Source organism: Paraburkholderia unamae (genome assembly GCF_003096875.1).
Taxonomy (GTDB): Bacteria; Pseudomonadota; Gammaproteobacteria; order Burkholderiales; family Burkholderiaceae; genus Paraburkholderia; species Paraburkholderia unamae.
On the sequence record NZ_QEOB01000004.1, the window covers coordinates 387,653 to 405,840 of the forward strand.

General features: G+C 65.7%; 20 protein-coding genes. 18 read left to right on the forward strand and 2 right to left on the reverse strand.

What is annotated here, in order from left to right:
* Positions 1 to 161 precede the first annotated feature (161 nt).
* The 7 genes from C7402_RS11125 (at position 162) to C7402_RS11155 (ending at position 7,877) form a co-directional block, all read left to right on the forward strand.
* Entirely contained in the window at positions 162 to 1,274 is a 1,113-nt protein-coding gene (locus C7402_RS11125; protein ID WP_116610681.1) for a porin, read from the forward strand.
* A gap of 127 nt (positions 1,275 to 1,401) precedes the next feature.
* Complete coding sequence (locus C7402_RS11130; protein ID WP_116124107.1) at positions 1,402 to 2,133, forward strand: iron-containing redox enzyme family protein; 732 nt, start codon at positions 1,402 to 1,404, stop codon at positions 2,131 to 2,133.
* Between the two features lie 102 nt (positions 2,134 to 2,235).
* Complete coding sequence (locus C7402_RS11135; RefSeq protein WP_116610682.1) at positions 2,236 to 3,690, forward strand: aldehyde dehydrogenase family protein; 1,455 nt, start codon at positions 2,236 to 2,238, stop codon at positions 3,688 to 3,690.
* A gap of 55 nt (positions 3,691 to 3,745) precedes the next feature.
* A complete protein-coding gene (locus C7402_RS11140) occupies positions 3,746 to 4,225 on the forward strand; it encodes a GlcG/HbpS family heme-binding protein (RefSeq protein ID WP_092003706.1) in 480 nt (159 codons plus the stop codon).
* A gap of 15 nt (positions 4,226 to 4,240) precedes the next feature.
* Positions 4,241 to 5,269: a 2Fe-2S iron-sulfur cluster-binding protein gene (locus tag C7402_RS11145; RefSeq protein ID WP_112170414.1), complete on the forward strand. Its 1,029-nt coding sequence runs from the start codon at positions 4,241 to 4,243 to the stop codon at positions 5,267 to 5,269.
* Between the two features lie 175 nt (positions 5,270 to 5,444).
* Positions 5,445 to 7,097 (forward strand): hypothetical protein, encoded by a 1,653-nt coding sequence (locus C7402_RS11150; RefSeq protein WP_116610683.1) that lies wholly within the window; start codon positions 5,445 to 5,447, stop codon positions 7,095 to 7,097.
* 30 nt (positions 7,098 to 7,127) lie between these two features.
* Positions 7,128 to 7,877: a YjbE family putative metal transport protein gene (locus C7402_RS11155; protein ID WP_116610777.1), complete on the forward strand. Its 750-nt coding sequence runs from the start codon at positions 7,128 to 7,130 to the stop codon at positions 7,875 to 7,877.
* Positions 7,878 to 7,935: 58 nt separating this feature from the next.
* Here C7402_RS11155 and C7402_RS11160 read toward each other — a convergent pair whose 3' ends face one another.
* On the reverse strand, positions 7,936 to 8,874 hold the full coding sequence (locus C7402_RS11160; RefSeq protein ID WP_116610684.1) for an ornithine cyclodeaminase family protein: 939 nt from the start codon (positions 8,872 to 8,874) through the stop codon (positions 7,936 to 7,938).
* A 252-nt stretch (positions 8,875 to 9,126) separates the two neighbouring features.
* Here C7402_RS11160 and C7402_RS11165 point away from each other — a divergent pair, with 252 nt between their 5' ends.
* The 7 genes from C7402_RS11165 (at position 9,127) to C7402_RS11190 (ending at position 13,262) form a co-directional block, all read left to right on the forward strand.
* Positions 9,127 to 9,435 carry a 2Fe-2S iron-sulfur cluster-binding protein gene (locus tag C7402_RS11165; RefSeq protein ID WP_116610685.1) on the forward strand — a complete coding sequence of 103 codons (309 nt, stop codon included), beginning with the start codon at positions 9,127 to 9,129 and terminating at the stop codon, positions 9,433 to 9,435.
* Between the two features lie 55 nt (positions 9,436 to 9,490).
* Positions 9,491 to 9,802, forward strand: coding sequence for a hypothetical protein (locus tag C7402_RS11170; RefSeq protein WP_112170410.1), 312 nt, complete (start codon positions 9,491 to 9,493; stop codon positions 9,800 to 9,802).
* 16 nt (positions 9,803 to 9,818) lie between these two features.
* Complete coding sequence (locus tag C7402_RS11175; RefSeq protein ID WP_092003720.1) at positions 9,819 to 10,097, forward strand: 2Fe-2S iron-sulfur cluster-binding protein; 279 nt, start codon at positions 9,819 to 9,821, stop codon at positions 10,095 to 10,097.
* The gene (locus tag C7402_RS11180; protein ID WP_116610686.1) at positions 10,091 to 11,065 is read left to right on the forward strand and encodes an alpha/beta hydrolase; all 975 of its coding nucleotides are present in this window, start codon (positions 10,091 to 10,093) and stop codon (positions 11,063 to 11,065) included. The genes C7402_RS11175 and C7402_RS11180 overlap by 7 nt, the downstream gene beginning before the upstream one ends.
* 185 nt (positions 11,066 to 11,250) lie before the next feature.
* Positions 11,251 to 11,943 carry a GntR family transcriptional regulator gene (locus C7402_RS11185; protein ID WP_112170408.1) on the forward strand — a complete coding sequence of 231 codons (693 nt, stop codon included), beginning with the start codon at positions 11,251 to 11,253 and terminating at the stop codon, positions 11,941 to 11,943.
* 95 nt (positions 11,944 to 12,038) lie between these two features.
* A complete protein-coding gene (locus C7402_RS46900; RefSeq protein WP_165841847.1) occupies positions 12,039 to 12,194 on the forward strand; it encodes a hypothetical protein in 156 nt (51 codons plus the stop codon).
* Positions 12,195 to 12,506: 312 nt separating this feature from the next.
* On the forward strand, positions 12,507 to 13,262 hold the full coding sequence (locus C7402_RS11190) for a helix-turn-helix domain-containing protein (protein ID WP_112170407.1): 756 nt from the start codon (positions 12,507 to 12,509) through the stop codon (positions 13,260 to 13,262).
* A gap of 573 nt (positions 13,263 to 13,835) precedes the next feature.
* Here C7402_RS11190 and C7402_RS11200 read toward each other — a convergent pair.
* Positions 13,836 to 15,482 (reverse strand): alkaline phosphatase family protein, encoded by a 1,647-nt coding sequence (locus C7402_RS11200; protein ID WP_116610688.1) that lies wholly within the window; start codon positions 15,480 to 15,482, stop codon positions 13,836 to 13,838.
* Between the two features lie 235 nt (positions 15,483 to 15,717).
* On the opposite strand from C7402_RS11200, the gene C7402_RS11205 reads away from it, so the two are divergent.
* From C7402_RS11205 to C7402_RS11220, 4 genes are all read left to right on the forward strand, one after another.
* Positions 15,718 to 16,731: a Gfo/Idh/MocA family protein gene (locus C7402_RS11205; protein ID WP_116610689.1), complete on the forward strand. Its 1,014-nt coding sequence runs from the start codon at positions 15,718 to 15,720 to the stop codon at positions 16,729 to 16,731.
* 220 nt (positions 16,732 to 16,951) lie between these two features.
* Positions 16,952 to 17,170, forward strand: a complete 219-nt coding sequence (locus C7402_RS11210; protein ID WP_116610690.1) for a hypothetical protein — start codon at positions 16,952 to 16,954, stop codon at positions 17,168 to 17,170.
* 40 nt (positions 17,171 to 17,210) lie between these two features.
* Entirely contained in the window at positions 17,211 to 17,552 is a 342-nt protein-coding gene (locus tag C7402_RS11215; RefSeq protein ID WP_116610691.1) for an RcnB family protein, read from the forward strand.
* A gap of 194 nt (positions 17,553 to 17,746) precedes the next feature.
* On the forward strand, positions 17,747 to 18,178 hold the full coding sequence (locus tag C7402_RS11220; RefSeq protein WP_116610692.1) for a hypothetical protein: 432 nt from the start codon (positions 17,747 to 17,749) through the stop codon (positions 18,176 to 18,178).
* Positions 18,179 to 18,188 lie beyond the last annotated feature (10 nt).

Genomic DNA, 18,188 nt, shown 5'->3' on the forward strand with positions numbered 1-18,188 from the left:
GCCTTCCGCTGTCTCCCCCCGTGGTGCCAAAAGCGAAGTCTTTTTTTGTCGAATTGCGCTTTGCTTTTTTGTATACAGAATACTTATGAATGTGGAAGCGCCTTGGAGCGAGGCGCTTGCGTCCTGTTACCGCTCATCTTTCAACGAAAAAGGAATCCCGGATGAAAAGGACTTTCTGGCGTCAGGCAGGGCTCGCGTGCCTCGCGGCAACGCCGTTGGCGTCGACGACGGCGCACGCGCAGAGCAGCGTCACGCTGTATGGCTTGATCGATGTCTCGGCGATCTACACGAGCAATCAGGGCGGCGGCCGCTCGTACGCGATGGCGAGCGGCACCACGCGGGGCAGCCGCTTCGGCCTGCTCGGCACGGAGGACCTGGGCGGGGGCACGCGGGCGATCTTCCGGCTCGAAAACGGCTTCGACGTGACCGACGGCTCGCTCGGCCAGGGCGGCCTGATGTTCGGCCGCCAGGCGTATGTGGGTCTCGAGAACGATCGTCTGGGCCGCCTCACGTTCGGCCGCCAGTACGAGTCGATGGTCGATTACGTGGCACAACTCACGTCCGCCGACTGGTCCGTCTACATGGAGCACCCCGGCGACATGGACCTGACGAACCGCGGCGTGCGCGTGAACAACGCGGTGCGCTACGCCAACAGCTACGGCGGCTTCACGGGCAGCGCAATGTACAGCTTCGGCGGCGTGGCGGGCAGTTTCGGCAGCAACAGCATGTGGAGTCTTGGCGGCAGCTATGCGGACGGGCCGCTCTACGCGGGCTTCGGCATGACTTACGCGCGTCAGCCCGGCAACCTCTCGCCGGGCACGTTCTGGAAGGAGACGAACTCGGCCGTGGGCGAGTTCGCGCTCGCGGCTCACTCGTTCTTCACGGTGGGCGGCGGCGCCTCGTATCAGTTCGGCAAGGTGAAGCTGAGCGGCGACATCACCCATGTCGAATACAAGCAGGGCTTCGAAGGGCAGGACGTCAACTTCATGAACTACGAAGTGAACGGCATGGTGTTCTTCACCCCGGCGCTCTCGGCGGGGCTGGGCGTGACCTACACGGACGGCTCCGTGGACGCGAACGACGGCGACCCGCGCTACCTCCAGTACAACGCCGTGCTCAATTACGCGCTCTCGAAGCGCACGCAGCTCTATGCGTTCGCCACGATGCAGCGCGCGCTGGGCGACGCGCAGGTCGCACAGGTCACGCAGTTCATCGCAGCGTCGAGCAGCAACATGCAGTCGGCAGTCGGGATCGGCTTGCGCCACGCGTTCTAGCCGCACCTGGGATTTTTGCGGGGTTGGCTTTCCCAGAAATGTTGTATACAGTGTACTGAAACGAATCAAACCACTGATCCGCTGCCATTGCGCGGCGGATTTCCAACCCTGAACGAAGGAGTCACACATGGCAGAGCTGATGGACCGCGAGACCTTCCGCGCGGCACTCGAAGAGGCAATCAAGGGCAAGAGCGCCAACAAGGCGCCATTCAGCATCGCGTGGGCGAGCGGCAAGCTCACGCGCGCGCATCTCGCCCGCTGGGCCGAAAACCATTACCACTATGTCGGGCCGTTCGCCGACTACCTGGGCTACCTGTATGCGCGCACGCCCGACCACATGACCGAGGCGAAGGACTTCCTGCTCGCCAACATGTACGAGGAAGAGATTGGCGGCGACCGCCACACCGACTTGCTGATCCGTTTTGCCGAAGCGTGCGGCACGACGCGCGAGCGCGTAGTCGACCCCGACAACATGTCGCCCACCACGCGCGGCCTCCAGGGCTGGTGCTATTCGGTGGCGATGCGCGAGGACCCGGTGGTGGCGGTGGCGGCGCTGGTGGTCGGGCTCGAATCGCAGGTGCCGTCCATTTACCGTAAGCAGACGCCCACACTGCGCGACCTGTACAAGTTCACCGACGAGGAAGTCGAGTTCTTCGATCTCCATATCGTTTCCGACGAGATTCACGGCGAACGGGGTTATCAGATCGTGCTGGAGCATGCGAACACGCCGGAGCTTCAGCAGCGCTGCCTGAAGATCTGCGAGGTGGGGGCGCAAATGCGTCTGCTGTACACCACGGCGCTCTATTACGACTACGTCGAAAAGGAAATTCCGCTGCCGGAACTGGGCCTCGCGGCCTGAGCGCCACGCACGCGCCGGGGCGCCCACGCGCCGCGCCATTGCGGCGCGGGCAGCGGCGGCCCGCGCGCGGTCAAGACCTTAACTAGCAGGACCGTTGCATTCATGACTAACGTTCCCACGTTTCTGAACTACATCGACGGCGAATGGTGCGCGAGCCTCGCGGGCGCCACATTCGACAACGTCAACCCCGCCGACACGCGCGACGTGGTGGGCCGCTTTCAGGCCAGCACCGAAGCGGACGCGCTCGCAGCCGTGCGCGCCGCGTCTTCGGCTTTTGGCGCGTGGAAGCGCCTGGCACCGGCCGCGCGCGCGAAGATCCTGCTCGACGCGGCGGCCTACCTCGAACGCCACGCCGACCGCTTTGGCGAAGAACTCACGCGCGAGGAGGGCAAGCAAAAGGCGCTCGGGAAAGACGAATTCGTGCGTGCCGCGCAGACCCTGCGCTTCTATGCCGTCGAAGCGCAGTCATACGGCGGCGAAACTTATCCGAGCGACGACGGGGGCATGATGGTCTATACCGTGCGCGAACCGCTCGGCGTCGTGACCGTGATTTCGCCGTGGAATTTTCCGGTGTCGATTCCCGCGCGCAAGATCGCCCCTGCGCTCATCTGCGGCAACACCGTGGTGTTCAAGCCCGCATCGGACGCGCCGCTGAGCGGGCTGCGCCTCGCCGAGGCGTTCGTTGAAGCGGGCATTCCGAAGGGCGTGCTCAATTTCGTCACGGGCAGCGCAGGCGCGATCGGCTCCGCACTCGTCGGTGCGCGTGAAGTGCGGGCGATCTCCTTCACGGGATCGACGGCGGCGGGCGAGCAGATTCACCGCGCGGCCTCGCTCTCCACGCGCACGCAAATGGAGTTGGGCGGCAAGAATCCGCTCATCGTGCTCGACGCGGACGAGATCGACCGTGCCGTCGATCTCACCATCAAGGGCGGCTTTTCGCTCGCGGGCCAGGCCTGCACGGGCACGAGCCGCGTGCTGGTGGCGCGCGCGATCCGCGCCGGGTTCGTCGAGCGCCTCGCGGCCAGGGCCGCCGCGCTGGTGGTCGGCAACGGCATGACGCCGGGCGTGGACGTGGGCCCGCTCGCCACGGCCGGTCAGTTGCGCACCGTGCTCGACTATATCGCGGTCGGCAAGACGGAGGCCACGCTCGTGTGCGGCGGCGAGCAGTTCATGCACGGCGAATACGCACACGGCTATTTCGTTATGCCGACGATATTTTCCGGCGTGCCCCGCGACGCGCGCATTGCCCGCGAGGAGATCTTCGGGCCGGTGATCGCCGTGATCGACGTGGACGATTACGACGACGCCATTGCCGTGGCGAACGACAGCGAGTACGGGCTTGCCGCCGCGCTCGTCACGCGCGACGCGCAACTCATGCACCGCTTTGCGAACGACATCGAGGCGGGCACCGTGAAGATCAACCGCACGACCACGGGCAACCTCGTCAACGCGCCGTTTGGCGGGCTCAAGCGTTCGAGCACGGCCACGTTCCGCGAGTCGGGGCGCGACGGGCTCGAGTTCTACTTCCAGACCAAGACCGTCTATCGCGGCGTGTGACGGTGCGTCTGACACGGCGCGTCACTCTTTTTCTCATCGATATCGTTACCCTGCCATGAAAGCATTTTTCAAACTCGAACTGGCCGAAGCCCGCCACATGATCGCTGCGGCTATCGCACGCTCGCAGCAGATCGGCGTGCTGGAGTCGATCTGCGTGGTCGACGAAGGCGGCTTTCCGCTCGCGCTCGAACGCATGGACGGCGGCCGCATCACCGGTCCGCAGATCGCCTGGAACAAGGCCTTCACGGCCGCAGGCCACAAGCGCTCCACGCATTTGTTCACCACGCCGCCCAACGGCCCCGCGCTGCCCGGCAACGAGGCGTTCGGCATTCAATGGAGCTTCGAAGGGCGCTTTGCGGCCTTCGTGGGCGGCTTTCCGATTGTCGTGGACCAGCAGGTGGTGGGCGGCGTGGGCCTCTCGGGCGGCAACGGCGAGCAGGACACGCAGGCGGGTCTCGCCGCGCTCGGGGCGCTGCGCGACCTGTTGCGCGAAAGCGGCCGCGAAGTGCTCGTGCAACCCGACATCAAGCTCTGAGAAGCGAGGCCCGACGTGACGTCCACGAGCTTTCGTGTCACATGGATCGAGGCGCAAAGCAGTTTCGTTGCGTGCGCAACGGAAACGGTGCTTGAAGCCGCGCGGCGCGCGGGCGTGACGCTGCCGGCCGAATGCGAGTTCGGCGGCTGCGGCACCTGCCGCGTGAAACTGGTGCAGGGGAGCGTGCACTACGACGAGCCGCCGCTCGCGCTCGCACCCGAGGAGGCGGCGCAAGGTTACGCGCTCATGTGCCAGGCCCGCGCGCAAGCGGATCTGGCGATCAGCACCGAGCGCATGCTCGACGCTCCGGCGCCCGCGCGGCGCCGCCGCGCAACGGTGGTGCGCACGCAAAAGCTGTGCGGCGACGTCACGCGCCTTGTGCTCGCCTTCGACGATGGCGCGCCTTTCGTCTTTCGGCCTGGCCAGTATCTGAATGTGCTGCTGGGGGAGGCCGGCTCGCGCAGCTTCTCGATGGCCTCGCAGCCCGGCGACGCCCACGTCGAATTGCAGATTCGCGAGATCGAGGGCGGCTACTTCACGCAAACGCTGCTCGGCGCGCTGCGTGAGGGCGACGCGCTCGATGTCGAGGGACCGCTCGGCGGCTTCGGCTATCACGACGAGGACTATCGCCCGATCGTGATGGCGGCCACGGGCACGGGCGCGGCGCCGCTCGCCAGCATGCTCGCCGCGATCCTCGCCGCGGGCGACGCACCGCCAGTGGATCTTTACTGGGGCGCGCGCACGCAAGCCGACCTCTATTTGCACGAGCATTTCTCGCAACTGGCCGCGCGCCACGAGGACTTTCGTTATGTGCCCGTGCTCTCGCGCGCGGGGGAAGCGTGGGCCGGCGCGCGCGGCTATGTGCAGGACGCCGTGCTCGCCGATCACGCCGATCTCTCGGAGCACGCGCTGTACCTGTGCGGCTCGCCCGGCATGATCGCCGACGCGCGGCGCGCGTTTCTCGCGCATGGCGCGAGCGTGCGCTACCTGTACGCGGACAGCTTCACGTTCCAGCACCCGCAGCCCGCACCCGCCGGGATTTGACACACCGCGCGCGAAACACGAGGCACGCTTCACGAGGCGCGCTTCGCGCGGGCGCGCCTTCGAATAAACACAGTCCGCACGATTTTTCCGGCCGTTTTTTTGGCCACGATGCAATGCCCATAGTATTGAATCCACGCTCCATCGTCCCCGACACCATCACGAGCTGAGGCATCCCATGCATTCCATCGCAGTCCTGACGCCAGCCCACTTTTGCTATCTGGCTGGCGTCGTCGCGATCATCGCGACGATGATCTTTCGCGCCAACGTCGTCGTGCCCGCGATTCTCGCGACCTTCGCGGTGGCGTTCGCATGGTCCGGCAAGCTGCTCACCGGCTTTCAGGCCATCTTCATGGGCAGTCTGATCGCCGCTCACGAACTGTTCAATATCTTTCTCGTGATCGCGCTCATGACGGCGCTGCTCAACGGCCTGCGCGCGCTCGGCGCCGACGTGCGCATGGTGCGCCCATTCAAGCGCATCATGGTCAACGGGCATGTGGCGTTCTTCATTCTCGCGCTCATCACCTACCTCATCTCCCTGTTCTTCTGGCCCACGCCCGCCGTGCCGCTCGTGGGCGCGATCCTGATTCCGGCCGCCGTGTATGCGGGCTTGCCGCCGCTCGGCGCCGCGGCTGCCATCGCGATCGCGGGGCAGGGTATGGCGCTCTCGTCCGACTACGTGATCAAGGTCGCGCCCGGCATCAGCGCGAAAGCGGCGGGCGCCGACATGCTCGCCGTGGCGAACACCGCATTCGGCCTCTCGCTCGTGGTGGGCGCGGTCGCGCTCACGCTCACGTGGTTCTTCGTGGTGCGCGGCCGCGTGAATGCGCCCTCGGCGGCCAACCTCGTCGCATGGGAGGCGGAAGATGCGGTCGATGAAGCCGCTCAGGAGCATCAGGGCAGCTTCGCGAAGGCGGAACTGGCGCGCGGCACGAGCGGCGCACTCGAAGAAGATCGCGATGCTCTGGAAGATCGCGGCGGTCAGGATGCCCGTGACGGACATGCGCCGTTCAGGCACGGCGACGCCGCACCGGCGCTTGCATCGCTGTCGATCGCGCCCCAGGCGCTCGGCGGCGCGGCGCTCCAGATGACGCCCGTCGCCGCGGGCGTGCTGATCGATCGCCGCGAGTTGTGGTCGAAGGTGTTCGCACTCGTCACGCCGCTCGCCTTTCTCGCGGTGGTGGTGGTGATGATGCGCCCCGACATGATCGGCTCCGGTGCGATTCGCGGCGGCGACGCGGCGGCGCTGATCGGCGGCATGGCGGCGGTGCTCATGATGCTCGCCACGCTTTCGCACGGGCGCAAGGGCTTTCTCGACCGCACGGCCGAGCACATCATCGACGGCTTCGTGTTCGCGTTCAAGGCGATGGGCGCCGTGCTGCCGATCGCGGGCTTCTTCTTCGTGGGCGACGCGAGCACGGCCGGTCCGATTCTCGGCGTGGCCGCGGGCGCGCACGTGCCGTCGTTCCTGTTCGAACTCGTGCAGGCATGCAGCCAGGTCATACCGCAGAATCCGCTGTTCGTTTCGTTCGGTGTCCTGCTGATGGGCATGATTACCGGCATCGACGGCTCGGGTTTCGCGGGCCTGCCGCTCACCGGCTCGCTCGCGGGCGCGCTCGCGCCGATGGTGCATCTGCCCGCCGCGACGCTTGCCGCGATCGGCCAGATGGGCGCGGTATGGACGGGCGGCGGCACGCTCGTGGCGTGGTCGTCGCTCATCGCGGTCACCGGCTTTGCGCGCGTGCCCGTGCTCGACGCGGTGCGCGCGCTGTTCCTGCCCGTGGTGTGCGGTCTCGTGGTCGCGACGCTCGCGGCCGTCGCGTTCGCGTGAGGGCACGCTCCGATGCAAATGGCTGCACTCATGCAGGACCTTCCGGCGGATTTCGGGCATCACGCGCTCGCCGTGTTGCAGATCGTCTTCATCAACCTGCTGCTCGGCGGCGACAACGCCATCGCCATTGCGATGACATGCCGCTCGCTGCCGCCGCAGCAGCGGCGTGCCGGCGTGTGGCTCGGCACGGGGCTCGGCGTCGTGCTGCGCTTCGTGATGGTGTATGCGATCGGCTTTCTGCTCGCGATTCCGTATATGCATATCGTTGCGGGGCTGTTGCTCGCATGGATCGGCATGCAGTTGTTGCGCGAGGATCACGCAGCCGATGCACAGCCCGACGCCGCGCCCGGCGCGAAAGCACTCTGGCGCGCCGTCATGCTGATTCTTTTCGCCGACTTCGCGATGAGCCTCGATAACGGGCTCGCGACGGCCGCCGTGGCGCAGACCCTGCCGGAGGCCTCGCGCATGCCGATCGTGCTTGCGGGGCTCGCCGTGGGCGCGCCCGCCATCGTCCTCGGGAGCACGGTGATGCTGCGCGTGATCGAGCGTTTTCCGCTGACGATCTGGCTGGGTTCCGCGCTGCTCGGCTGGATCGCGGCCGACATGCTGCTCGCCGATCCTCATGTGGCGCAGGCGCTGCGCGCGGGGGCGGACGTGCTCGGCGACGGTGCCGGCAACGAGCGTTTCGCGCACTGGCTCCTGAGCATCGCGATGGCCGCGCTGGTGGTGTTCGTGCCGTTCGCGCAGCGCCTGGGCTTGCGGCGCTCGCGGGCGGGATGAGGGGGCGTTAGTGTGATCCAGGGCCGGCGGAAACCGCCGGCCCGCTGCTTTTCAATTTTTACTTCGCGCGCGCCTCAAAGGCGCGATACGCCAGCGCCGCGAGCGCCGCATCCTGAAGCCCGATCCCCACCGCCTTGTAGACGATGATTTCATCATCGCGCTGCCGGCCGCGCGCGGCGTTCTCCAGCACGTCGCCTAGCTCGGCGAGCTTCGAATCGTCCACCACACCCGGCGCGGCCAGCACGAGATCGCCGGCTTCCTCGCGCGCCTGATCGCGCAACTCCACCACGATACGGCTAGCGCGCGCGAGCGTCGTGTCGTCGAGTTCGCGAGCGTGCGGCAGGCTGGAGCCGATGGCGGCAACGAATGCGCCCGGCTTCAGCGCCCGGCCGTCGAAAAGCGGCGTGGTGGCGCGCGTGGCCGTGATGATGACATCGGCGTCGTCGAGGGCCTCGGCTGCGCATCCGGCTTCGATCGCGCGGGCCTGCACGCCTTGCGCGCCATAAGCGTCGTTGAGCGCGTGAGCCAGTTCGGCGTGGCCTTCCATGCCGACAATGCGCAGCGTCTTCAGATTCGTGAAGCGGGCAATCGCATGCGCGTGGGCGCGCCCTTGCACGCCGGTGCCGAAGATCGTCGCGGTTTGCGCGTCGGTGCGCGCAAGGCGCTTGACGGCAAGCGTGGTGGTGGCGGCCGTGCGCAAGCGCGTGATGGCGTTCGCGTCGAGCGTGGCGAGGCATTGGCCGTCGGAGGCGCGAAACAGCACGATCACGAAATTGAACTGGCCGCGAAGGGTCGTGTAGACCTTGGCGGCCGCCACATCGGCTTCGGGCAGCACCGCGCCCAGTGTGGAGAGCTTGGTCGCGCCCGCCTCGGTGCGCACGCGACGCTGTATCGCGGCTTTGCCACGGGCCTGCTCGCGAAAGGCGCTGGCGAGCGCTGGCATGGCTTGTTCGAAATCGATGAGTTCGTCGATCTGCTGATCGGTGAGGTGAATCATGGGGCGTGTCCTTGATGGTGGGTGAATAAAGCGTGCATCATGCGTGTAGATGAGTATACGGTATACGTAAATGGATTCACTGGCCAGAGGCCGTGGAATCCGGAGTGCTGATTTGCGTATCCGCGCCACTTTTATCGTGCGCACTCTGGCGTGTTTTTAAAACGGTATACAATGTTCAAAAATGAGTTACACTGCATTCATGGCCCGAGCAACGGTGCGAGAAGGCCAGCCGCTTAGGTCAGAGGAGGATGCATGCCAGTCGTCGTGTTCCACAGGAACGGGGAAGCCCACCGGGGGGAAGTCAAGGAAAACACCAATCTGGTCGTTCGCGCGGGCATCAAGCAGTTTCCGTTTCCGCATTTGCGCTACGAGTGCGGCATGGGCAAATGCGCGCGCTGCGCGTGTCGCGTGCTCTCCGGCGGCGAGCAGTTGCCGCCGCCCAACTGGAAGGAGAAAAAGCAATTGGGCGAGCGGCTCGAAGCCGGTTACCGGCTGGCGTGTCAGCTATGGATCGAACACGACATCGAACTGGAACAGGACGAACTGCCCGTCGAGGCCTGAGCGCCGGGCGCGCGGGCCCACAAGAACAGCGCAAGAGCGCAAAACCGGAGAGCACATGTATATCGTACTCACGAGCCGGCCCGGCCAGTACCACAGCGAGCCGACCGAGGGCATCACGCCGATCGAAACGCACGACTACTTCTACGGCGCGCGCCACGTGGCAGCGTTCATGGTGGCGCGGCTGGATGGCGAGGCGCGTGTGCGCATCGTCGAGGAATCCGCGCCTGGCAGCGGCGCGCAGGGCGTCAACCTCGTGCCCACCCGTTTCTTCGAGAAGTTCGCGAGCTTGCGCGAGGCGTTGGGCTCCATCCAGGATCTCACCGGACACGGGCACAACGAGGCGAAGCTGATTCGCCGTGAAAATTAAGGATTCCGGATTAGCAATGGTTCAGATTACTTTCCTGAGCAATGGCGGCAAGACGGTCGAGGCGCCGGAGAACAGCAACTTGCTGCGCGTGTCGCTGCGCGAGCAGGGCGGCATTCCGTTCAAGTGCGGCGGCGGCCTGTGCGGCACCTGCAAGTGCCGGGTCGAGGCGGGCCGCGAGCATACCGACGAGGTCAAGCAAAAGGAGCGGCGCCACCTGAGCGCCGAAGAACTGGCGAGCGGCTACCGCATGGCGTGCCAGACCTTCATCAAGGGCAATGTGAGCGTGTCATGGTGACAGACGATCGAGACGAACGAAGCGAATTCGCCGCGCACGAGCCGTTCAGCGCGCTGAGCGAAGCGCAGCGCAAGCAGTTGCTGGAACTCGGCCCGCGCTGGAATGACGACATCGTCGGCCACCGCAAGATCGTGATCGATTGCTATACGCCTGTCGTGGCCGCCGCGCCGAGGGCAGGCACGCAGGTGGAGCGCGAGATCGCCTACGGGCCGAATGCGCGTCAGGTGCTCGACGTCTTTGCGCCGGAGTACGCCGCGCACGAGGGCGGCGCACTGCGCGAGGCGGTGCTGTTCGTGCACGGCGGCGCGTTCGTGCGCGGCAGCAAGAGCGTGAACGGCGAGATTTACGACAACGTCTGCCACTGGTTCGCCCGCCAGGGCTGCGTGGCGGTGAACGTGGAATACCGGCTCGCCGACGAGGCCCCCTGGCCCGGCGGCGCGCAGGACGTGGCGTTGGCGCTGGCGTGGATGCGCGAGCATGCCGCGCGCTGGCGTATCGACACGTCGCGTATCTTCCTGATCGGCCATTCGGCGGGCGGCGCGCACGCGGCGAGTTGCCTGTTCGATCCCGCGCTCGCGCCCGGCGTGCCGCCGCAGAGCGTGGCGGGCCTCGTGCTCATCAGCGCGCGTTTGTTCGCCGATGTCGATCCGCGCAATCCGAACGCGGGCCCCGTGCGCCGGTATTTCGGCGACGACGAATCGCGCTATGCCGAGCGCTCGCCGCTCACGCATGCGGCCCGCTCCACGGTGCCCGTGATGATCGCCGTGGCCGAGTACGAAAACCGCTTCCTCGATGACTACGGGGCGGCGTTTTTCCTCGCGCTGCTGCGCCATCGCGGCGCGCCGCCGCGCTTCGTGCAGATGCGCGGTCACAATCACACGTCGATCGTCGCGCACTTCAATTCCGGTGAGGAGACGCTCGGGCGGGAGATACGCGCGTTCATGGCGTCGACGCGGCGCGCAACGTAAGTGGAAGAAGGAGAAAAAGCGGACCTCGCGTGCCGGCCCGCGCAAAATTGACGTCGCGCAGGCAGCGCGCGTTTCGTATCATGTGTACAGTCTACGAAAACCCGGGCACTGCTAGAATTGCGCCAACAGTGCGGGTGCAACAGCGCGAGTGCAACAGTCTGATCGTGGATCGTGGAGAAAGGAACATGGTGCGGGGAGCCGTCGGGGCAAACGGTGCGGGTGGGGCGGGCGGCCGCGAGCCGATCATGCACAAGCAGCTTTCGGAGCTGGTGATCGCCCGCCTGCGCGAGTCGATCACCTCGGGGCAGTACAAGCCGGGCGACCGGCTGGTCGAGGGCCGCATTGCCGAGGAACTGGACGTGTCGCGCGTGCCCGTGCGCGAGGCGCTGCGCGCGCTCGCCGCCGAAGGGCTGGTCGAGGTGCGGCCGCGCCACGGCGCCGTGGTCGCGTCGCTCGACCCGTCGGCGGCGCGCGAAATGGTGCAGATCCGCGCCACGCTCGAAGGGCTCAACGCGCGGCTCGCCGCCGAGCATTGCACGCCAGAACTGGTCAGGCAGATCGAAGAGGTGCTTCAGGCGGGCAACGCCAAGGTGGCCGCCGGCAATCCCGCGGGCCTGCTGGAATTGAACGCGCGTTTTCACGACCTGCTCTACGCGGCGGGCGCCAATTCCATGCTGTCGGACCTCATGCGCTCGCTGCGCGATCGCACGCGCATGCTGTTCGTCAACGCCACGGACGAAGAAGTGCGCCTCACCTGGGACGAGCACGCGGCCATCCTGCGCGCCGTGCAATCCGGCGACGCGGCCCTCGCGGCGCTGCTGGCCGAGCGCCACGTCACGCGCGCGGCGCAGTACTACCTCGACCACGTCGCCCGCTGAAGCGCAGCCTGCCCGCTGCTTTTCGCCGCCTTCCGCCGATTGTCCTGGGGCCGTTATTTTGCGTCCCGTTGTTGAGCGACCATGAGCGCTTGCGAATGAGCGGATCGCGACGGTGCGGCATGCCGCACGGCGACATCCTGAGTTTCGCGCCGCTGCTCGTCATGGCCCGCGCAGAAGCAGAGGAAATCGTGGGGATCGTCAAACAGGCTGTGTACGAGGTGGCCGAGCGCAACCTCGTCGCGGCGGGGTAAGCACCGCAAGCCGTTAGCGGTTAGCCGTCAGGCTGCTACCCGCAAACCCGACCGACCAGCGCGCAAACGATTCACGGCTTTGCACCACGCGCCGCCGCACGCCAGTGCGGCGGTTTTTTTGCATTCGTGCAACGGCTTCGGCGGTGTTGTTTTTTCGACATCTTGACCGCCGCTAAACCCCGCAAAACCGCCAAGTGACAAGACGCAATGCCCCCTCGTTCTGATGCGCGGCATTTTGCCACCACATTGACGCACGCGCATGGTGTGACAATGCGTCGAAATCTCAAAAAATGTTAAGGAAGGAGTCGTTCGATGCTGTCACCTCTCGCAGGATCCGCTATCGTCGTACGCCCGGCCAGTCGTGCTCCTATCGGGGGAACGCAACCCAATGCGCGCTGCTCGGGTTGCGCCATGCGTCATCTTTGCATGCCTCAGGGCTTGCCCGCCGAAGACCTGCCAAGGCTCGAGGCGCTGATCTGCGGCGCGCGCAAGGTGCGCCGCGGCGAAGCGCTGTATCGCTCCGGCGACCGCTTCGACAGCCTGTTCGCCGTGCGTTCCGGCTCGCTCAAGACGCTCATTGTCAACCGTGACGGCCGTGAGCAGATCACCGGCCTGCGCCTCGCCGGCGACGCGCTCGGGGTCGACGGCATCGCCACCGACGTGCACGCGTTCAGCGCGGTTGCGCTGGAAGACAGCTCGATCTGCACGCTTCCTTACGCCGCGCTCAAGACCCTCTGCCGCGAAAGCAGCACGATGCAGGACCGCCTGCACCGGCTCATGGGCGGCCAGTTCAACCAGGAAGCCTCGCAGATGATGGTGCTCGGCTCGCTCACCGCCGAGGAGCGCGTGGCCGCCTTCCTGCTCGATGTGTCGTCGCGCAACTGGGAACGCGGTTACTCGCAGGCCGAGTTCCGTCTGCGCATGTCGCGCGAGGACATGGGCAGCTATCTCGGCATCACGCTCGAAACCGTGAGCCGCATTCTCTCGCGCTTCCAGAAGCGCGGCCTCATCGACGCGCAGGGCAAGCTCATCCGTATCGTCGACATCGACGGCCTGCAAACGGTTTGAGTATTTGATGTGTTGAGCCGGGCGGGGCGCGCTTTTGGGTCCCTCGTGCGTCCCTCGTGTGTCGCTCACACGCTGGTCATGCGCCGGTCATGCGTCCGCTGCGCGAACGTCCGCCCTCGCAGGGCGCCCTGACTCCTGAGGGCGCCCTGCCTCTGCCACCTCCATGCATCTCGTGCGCATCGCGCTCAGCACGGCCTTACGCTGGCGGTCCTCCAGCTTCGCGCGTTCGCGCTCCTCGATAAAGCCCGGCGTGTTCCACAGGGCGTAAGCGATTGCGGTCAACGCGATGGCGGCCAGCGCTAATACGATTTGATGCACGGTATCCCCCGAGGTGTGGCTATTTAGTCTTTCATATAGCTTTCCATAACCATGCAATTCGCTATGTGGGTTGTCGCACGTTCATCGACAGTCATTTGTAAGCATCTGAGGAATAGCGGCGAGCCGCGTTGAAGCAACGCTCGGCCCATGCAGGCGAAAAGCCCGGCGCGAGGCCGGGCGGAACAGGGCGGCTCGTAGCGCGCCCCAGGGCCGAACGCGGTGCGGCGTTCGGCCTGGGACGACGAACGTCGCGCTTTAGCGTTCGAGACCGAGTCCCGGCAGCATGGGCGTGCCTTCGATCTGCACCGCGTGCAGCAGTTGCGGGTCGAGGTCGAGCGCGCGCAGGATGGTCGGGGCGACCTGGGTCGTGAAGACGTAGTGGTCGTCCGTGCGGCCGGCGTGACGGATGCCGGGGAACGACACGACGAGACCCAGATGGCTGTCGTCGGGCGCATTGCCGCCGTGTTCCTCATCCTTGCCCGTGCTCGACGTATAGATCACGCCGGGGTTCGGCTGCACGATGATGTCGGGCGTGCGGCCGTTCGAGGGGGAGCCGAACCAGTCGGTCAGGCGGTCGCCTTCGAGGATGTACGCTTGCGGGCCGTCCGCGCAGATGCCCGGCGCGTTGCAACCCAGGTTGGCCTTCAGCGTCTTCACCACGGCCGCCTTCTGGCTCGGGTCGCGCAGCCAGATCAGGCCGACGTCGTCGGTCTGCACGAAGCCCGTGCCCGGCAGGCCCGAGCCGTCGTTCAGGTTGCCCGTCTTCGTGTTGTTCTGGCCGAAGTTGCCGCCCGAGTCCAGATAGTTGCTGGTTTCGAGCAGTTTCGTGAGCGTGTCGCCGTTCTTCACGAGTTTCGTGTGGTCGGTGGGCGACTGGCCGTGCTTGGCCGTCACGATGATGAGCGTCGACGCATACAGGTTGCGCTGCTTGAGCTCCTGCACGACGCGCCCGAGCGCGCCGTCGAGGTAGGTGATCGCGGCGCTCACCTGCGGGCCCGGCGTGAAGTCGGCGTCGAGATAGCCGCCTAGCTTGGCGACGGGCGACTTCTGCGCGACGCTGAGCGTCTGGAAGTTCGTGCCGAACACCGTGGGCACGGGCGCGCTCGTCTGCCCCGTGGAGTCGAGGCCGTCGATCTCGTTGATGAGCGCCTGCACGTGGAGGTTGTCGAACACCTCCGTATGCGTATAGGAGTCCAGATAATAAGTGTTCGTCTTCGGATCGATCGAATTGATCTCGGTGCGCGCGAGATCGTCCACGCCCGTGCCGGACGGCCCGTTCACCCAGTCGTAGCCCCACGCGTGCTTGTCGGCCCATGCGGTGCGCGCGCCGTGAATGTGCTGCTTCACGACTTCGAACACCGTGTTGGTCTTGATGTAGTTGTGCGGGTACACGGGCTTGCAGACGCCGTTCACCTTCGCATAGGGAATCGCGTCCGGATTGAAGGCGCCGCCGCCGTTGAGGTGGACGAGCGCGCCGCCGCCCTGTGCGTCGATGCCGGTCGTTTCGTCGAACACGACATTCCAGCCCTGCGCTCCCGTGCAATTCGAATCGAGCGGCGCGTAAAGCGTGCGGTCATAAGACACGTCATAGAAGAGGCCCGCGCTCCTGGGCGAGCCGCCCGTCACCAGCGCCGCGAGGCCGGGGAACGAGTCGGACAGGTGAGGCGTGTGGGCGTTCGAGTAGGTCACGCCCGACTTCGCGAGCAGCGCGAGGTTGGGGCACGCGTTGCTGCCGATACAGCGGGCCACGTCCTGTTCGTGCAAGCCGTCGAAACTGATGAGCAGTACGTGCTTCACGTCGTTCATGTCGGCCGCCTGCGCCGGGGACTGCACGCCCGCCATCGCCATGACGGCGGCTCCCGCGACTGCGCTTACGCGCGACCACTTCGGTGTCTTCTCCATGTTTCACCTCGTTGTATTGCGTGGATGGACTTGCGCACAACCCAAGCAATGTGGCGGCTAACGACGAACCTGTGATGACGGCGCGCTTTCATCTTGCCGTCAGTGGCGCGGCGAAACCGGCGGCAGGCCGCGTGGGCCACGCATTGCGCAGGTGTAAACTGGCGCGGCCGCAGGGCTGCGGCGCACGCATTCCGGCTCGAACCGTCCGCGCAAATACAACGCGCAAGGGGATGTCATGGCAAAGGATGAAATCGTCTGGGGGATACTCGGCACGGCGAAGATCAACGACAAGGTCGTCGTTCCGATGCACCACGCGCCCAGGTGCCGCGTAAAGGGCATCGCTTCGCGATCTGCGCAACGGGCCCATGAAGCCGCCGCGAAATACGGCCTGGCGCACGCCTATGAAAGCTACGAAGCGTTGCTGGCCGACCCGGAAATCGATGCGGTGTACATATCGTTGCCCAATCACCTTCACGTGGAATGGACCATCAAGTCCGCCGAGGCGGGCAAGCACGTGCTGTGTGAAAAGCCCATCGGGCTCGACGCGCAACAGGCGCAGCGGCTCATCGCCGCGCGCGATGCGAGCGGACGCTATATCCAGGAAGCCTTCATGGTGCGCACGCATCCTCAGTGGCTGAAGGTGCGCGCCTTGATCGACGAAGGCGTGATCGGCGAATTGCGCGCGGTGACCGGAGGCTTCACGTACTACAACACCAATGCGCACGACATCCGCAACCAGCGCGAACTGGGCGGTGGCGGCTTGCTGGACATCGGCTGCTATCCGATCACGACTTCGCGCTTTGTCATCGGGCGCGAGCCGAGGCGGGTGGTCGCGCTGATGGAGCGCGACCCGGCGTTCGAAGTGGACCGGCTCGGCTCCGTGCTGATGGATTTCGAAGGCGTGCAGGCAAGCTTCTTCTACTCCACGCAAGTCCATCCCTATCAGCGCATGCAGTTTCATGGCACCCAGGGGCGGGTGGAAGTCGAGATTCCGTTCAACGCGCCCAATGACCGGCCAACGCGCCTGTGGGTGAGCGGACAGACGAGCGCAGGCGTGCATGCCGATCGCTGGGTGGAGCTTGCGCTTTGCGATCAATACGGTGTGGCCGCGGCCGTGTTTGCCGAGGCGATCCTGACCGGCGGCCCGCAGGCCATCGCGCTGGAAGATGCTTGCGCAAACATGCGGGTGATCGACGCGGTGTTTCGCTCGGCTCGCGAAGGGAACTGGGTGAGCCTGAACGAGAATTAATGTCGATGCGGCATGCGCGTAGCCCCCTTGCCCCATGACATTTCGTGGGGCGTTACGCCGCACGAAATCCGCGTGTTGACGGCTTGATCTCAAATCTTACGAAATGTAAACTAGCCGTAAGCTTTGAATCCGGAACAAGCCGTCCTCAGGGTCTCCTTCGACCTTGAGTCGATCTACGGATAACTTAGTTATCCTTTATTTTCATGCCAGGGAGAACACCGTGAAAACGTACTTCGAGCGACTCAATGCCACGATGGCTATCGCCGGTCTCCTCGTCATGGCGCCGCTGTTCGCGTGGGCCCAGATGACGCCGCCCACGCATGCCCCGCATAGCCCGCCGGCCACCAAAAAGCGTGCGGCCACCGGCGCTGCGGGCGCAGGGCACCGCGCCACGCCATCCGAAGCAGGCGAAACCGGCGGCGAGCACACCGGCCGCTAGATTCACCTCAGTCCCCCAAACGATCATTCGAGGCATCACCATGAAATCGAAAGCCACCACCTTACTCGTCATTGCCGCACTGCTTGCCACCACATCGAGTGTGTTCGCCGCGCAGCCCGGGCACGGTCCTGCCAGCCAGGCGAACCCGTCGATCGAGCGGGCCAATCGCGCGGTCGGGGCCATTCCGCATCAAGACTGGCATCGCGGCGACCGGCTGCCGCCCGAATACCGCGACCGCATCTTCGTCGTCGACGACTGGCGTCAGCATGGCCTGGAAGCGCCTGCGCGCGGCTACCACTGGGTTGGCGTGGCGGGCGACTACGTGCTCGTGGCGAGCGCGACGGGCGTGATCTCGAAGGTGCTGCCGGGCGGTGCGCGCTAAATGGCCCCGTTCACTGCGGCGATCCGACGCAAGTCCGGTCGCCGCCCGAAGCACGCGGCGACGCCCGCCACGAGGCGCTGACCGCACGGATTGAGGCATTCGACGTAACGGGCAAAATCAACGAAAATGCCCGGAAAGCCACGCTTTCGAGTCCCGCTCCCGCATCGGGGCGGCCGCCCAATCTGGAACGCAACATGAAACGACTGTTATTCGCCGCGCTCGCGGCCGTCTCGTTCGCGAGCTTCGCGCATGCGCAAAGCAACGCAACGGGCGAGTTCACCACCCCTTCCGGCACCATGCAGTTCGTGCGCGACGACCGCGATTTCGTGGCCATGCTCGACAAGGATATCTTCGACCGCTTCGACGCGAAGACGCTCGCGCATTTCGACGAAACCGGCCGCGACAACGCCACGGTCACACGCATGCTCGTGCAGACCGCCTTTGGTCCCGTGCTGTACGACTTGCGCCACAAGCCGCCGCTCGTGCAACGCGTGAACGCGCGCCTGACGATCAAGCGCGTATTCTGGCAACCCGACGAAGTCGTGATGCAAGGCGCCGACGGCTGGTACCGGTTCAAGGACGGCACGTTGACGAAGCTGCAATCTTCGACGACCACGTACCGCTGACTTTTCCTTC

Coding starts and splice junctions, on each gene's coding strand:
- C7402_RS11205 (WP_116610689.1), top strand. CDS start 15,718: ATGGCAAAGGATGAAATCGTCTGGGGGATACTCGGCACGGCGAAGATC.
- C7402_RS11180 (WP_116610686.1), top strand. CDS start 10,091: ATGGTGACAGACGATCGAGACGAACGAAGCGAATTCGCCGCGCACGAG.
- C7402_RS11155 (WP_116610777.1), top strand. CDS start 7,128: ATGCAGGACCTTCCGGCGGATTTCGGGCATCACGCGCTCGCCGTGTTG.
- C7402_RS11190 (WP_112170407.1), top strand. CDS start 12,507: ATGCTGTCACCTCTCGCAGGATCCGCTATCGTCGTACGCCCGGCCAGT.
- C7402_RS11160 (WP_116610684.1), bottom strand. CDS start 8,874: ATGATTCACCTCACCGATCAGCAGATCGACGAACTCATCGATTTCGAA.
- C7402_RS11200 (WP_116610688.1), bottom strand. CDS start 15,482: ATGGAGAAGACACCGAAGTGGTCGCGCGTAAGCGCAGTCGCGGGAGCC.
- C7402_RS11140 (WP_092003706.1), top strand. CDS start 3,746: ATGAAAGCATTTTTCAAACTCGAACTGGCCGAAGCCCGCCACATGATC.
- C7402_RS11135 (WP_116610682.1), top strand. CDS start 2,236: ATGACTAACGTTCCCACGTTTCTGAACTACATCGACGGCGAATGGTGC.
- C7402_RS11170 (WP_112170410.1), top strand. CDS start 9,491: ATGTATATCGTACTCACGAGCCGGCCCGGCCAGTACCACAGCGAGCCG.
- C7402_RS11215 (WP_116610691.1), top strand. CDS start 17,211: ATGAAATCGAAAGCCACCACCTTACTCGTCATTGCCGCACTGCTTGCC.
- C7402_RS11165 (WP_116610685.1), top strand. CDS start 9,127: ATGCCAGTCGTCGTGTTCCACAGGAACGGGGAAGCCCACCGGGGGGAA.
- C7402_RS11175 (WP_092003720.1), top strand. CDS start 9,819: ATGGTTCAGATTACTTTCCTGAGCAATGGCGGCAAGACGGTCGAGGCG.
- C7402_RS11150 (WP_116610683.1), top strand. CDS start 5,445: ATGCATTCCATCGCAGTCCTGACGCCAGCCCACTTTTGCTATCTGGCT.
- C7402_RS11220 (WP_116610692.1), top strand. CDS start 17,747: ATGAAACGACTGTTATTCGCCGCGCTCGCGGCCGTCTCGTTCGCGAGC.
- C7402_RS11185 (WP_112170408.1), top strand. CDS start 11,251: ATGGTGCGGGGAGCCGTCGGGGCAAACGGTGCGGGTGGGGCGGGCGGC.
- C7402_RS46900 (WP_165841847.1), top strand. CDS start 12,039: ATGAGCGGATCGCGACGGTGCGGCATGCCGCACGGCGACATCCTGAGT.
- C7402_RS11130 (WP_116124107.1), top strand. CDS start 1,402: ATGGCAGAGCTGATGGACCGCGAGACCTTCCGCGCGGCACTCGAAGAG.
- C7402_RS11125 (WP_116610681.1), top strand. CDS start 162: ATGAAAAGGACTTTCTGGCGTCAGGCAGGGCTCGCGTGCCTCGCGGCA.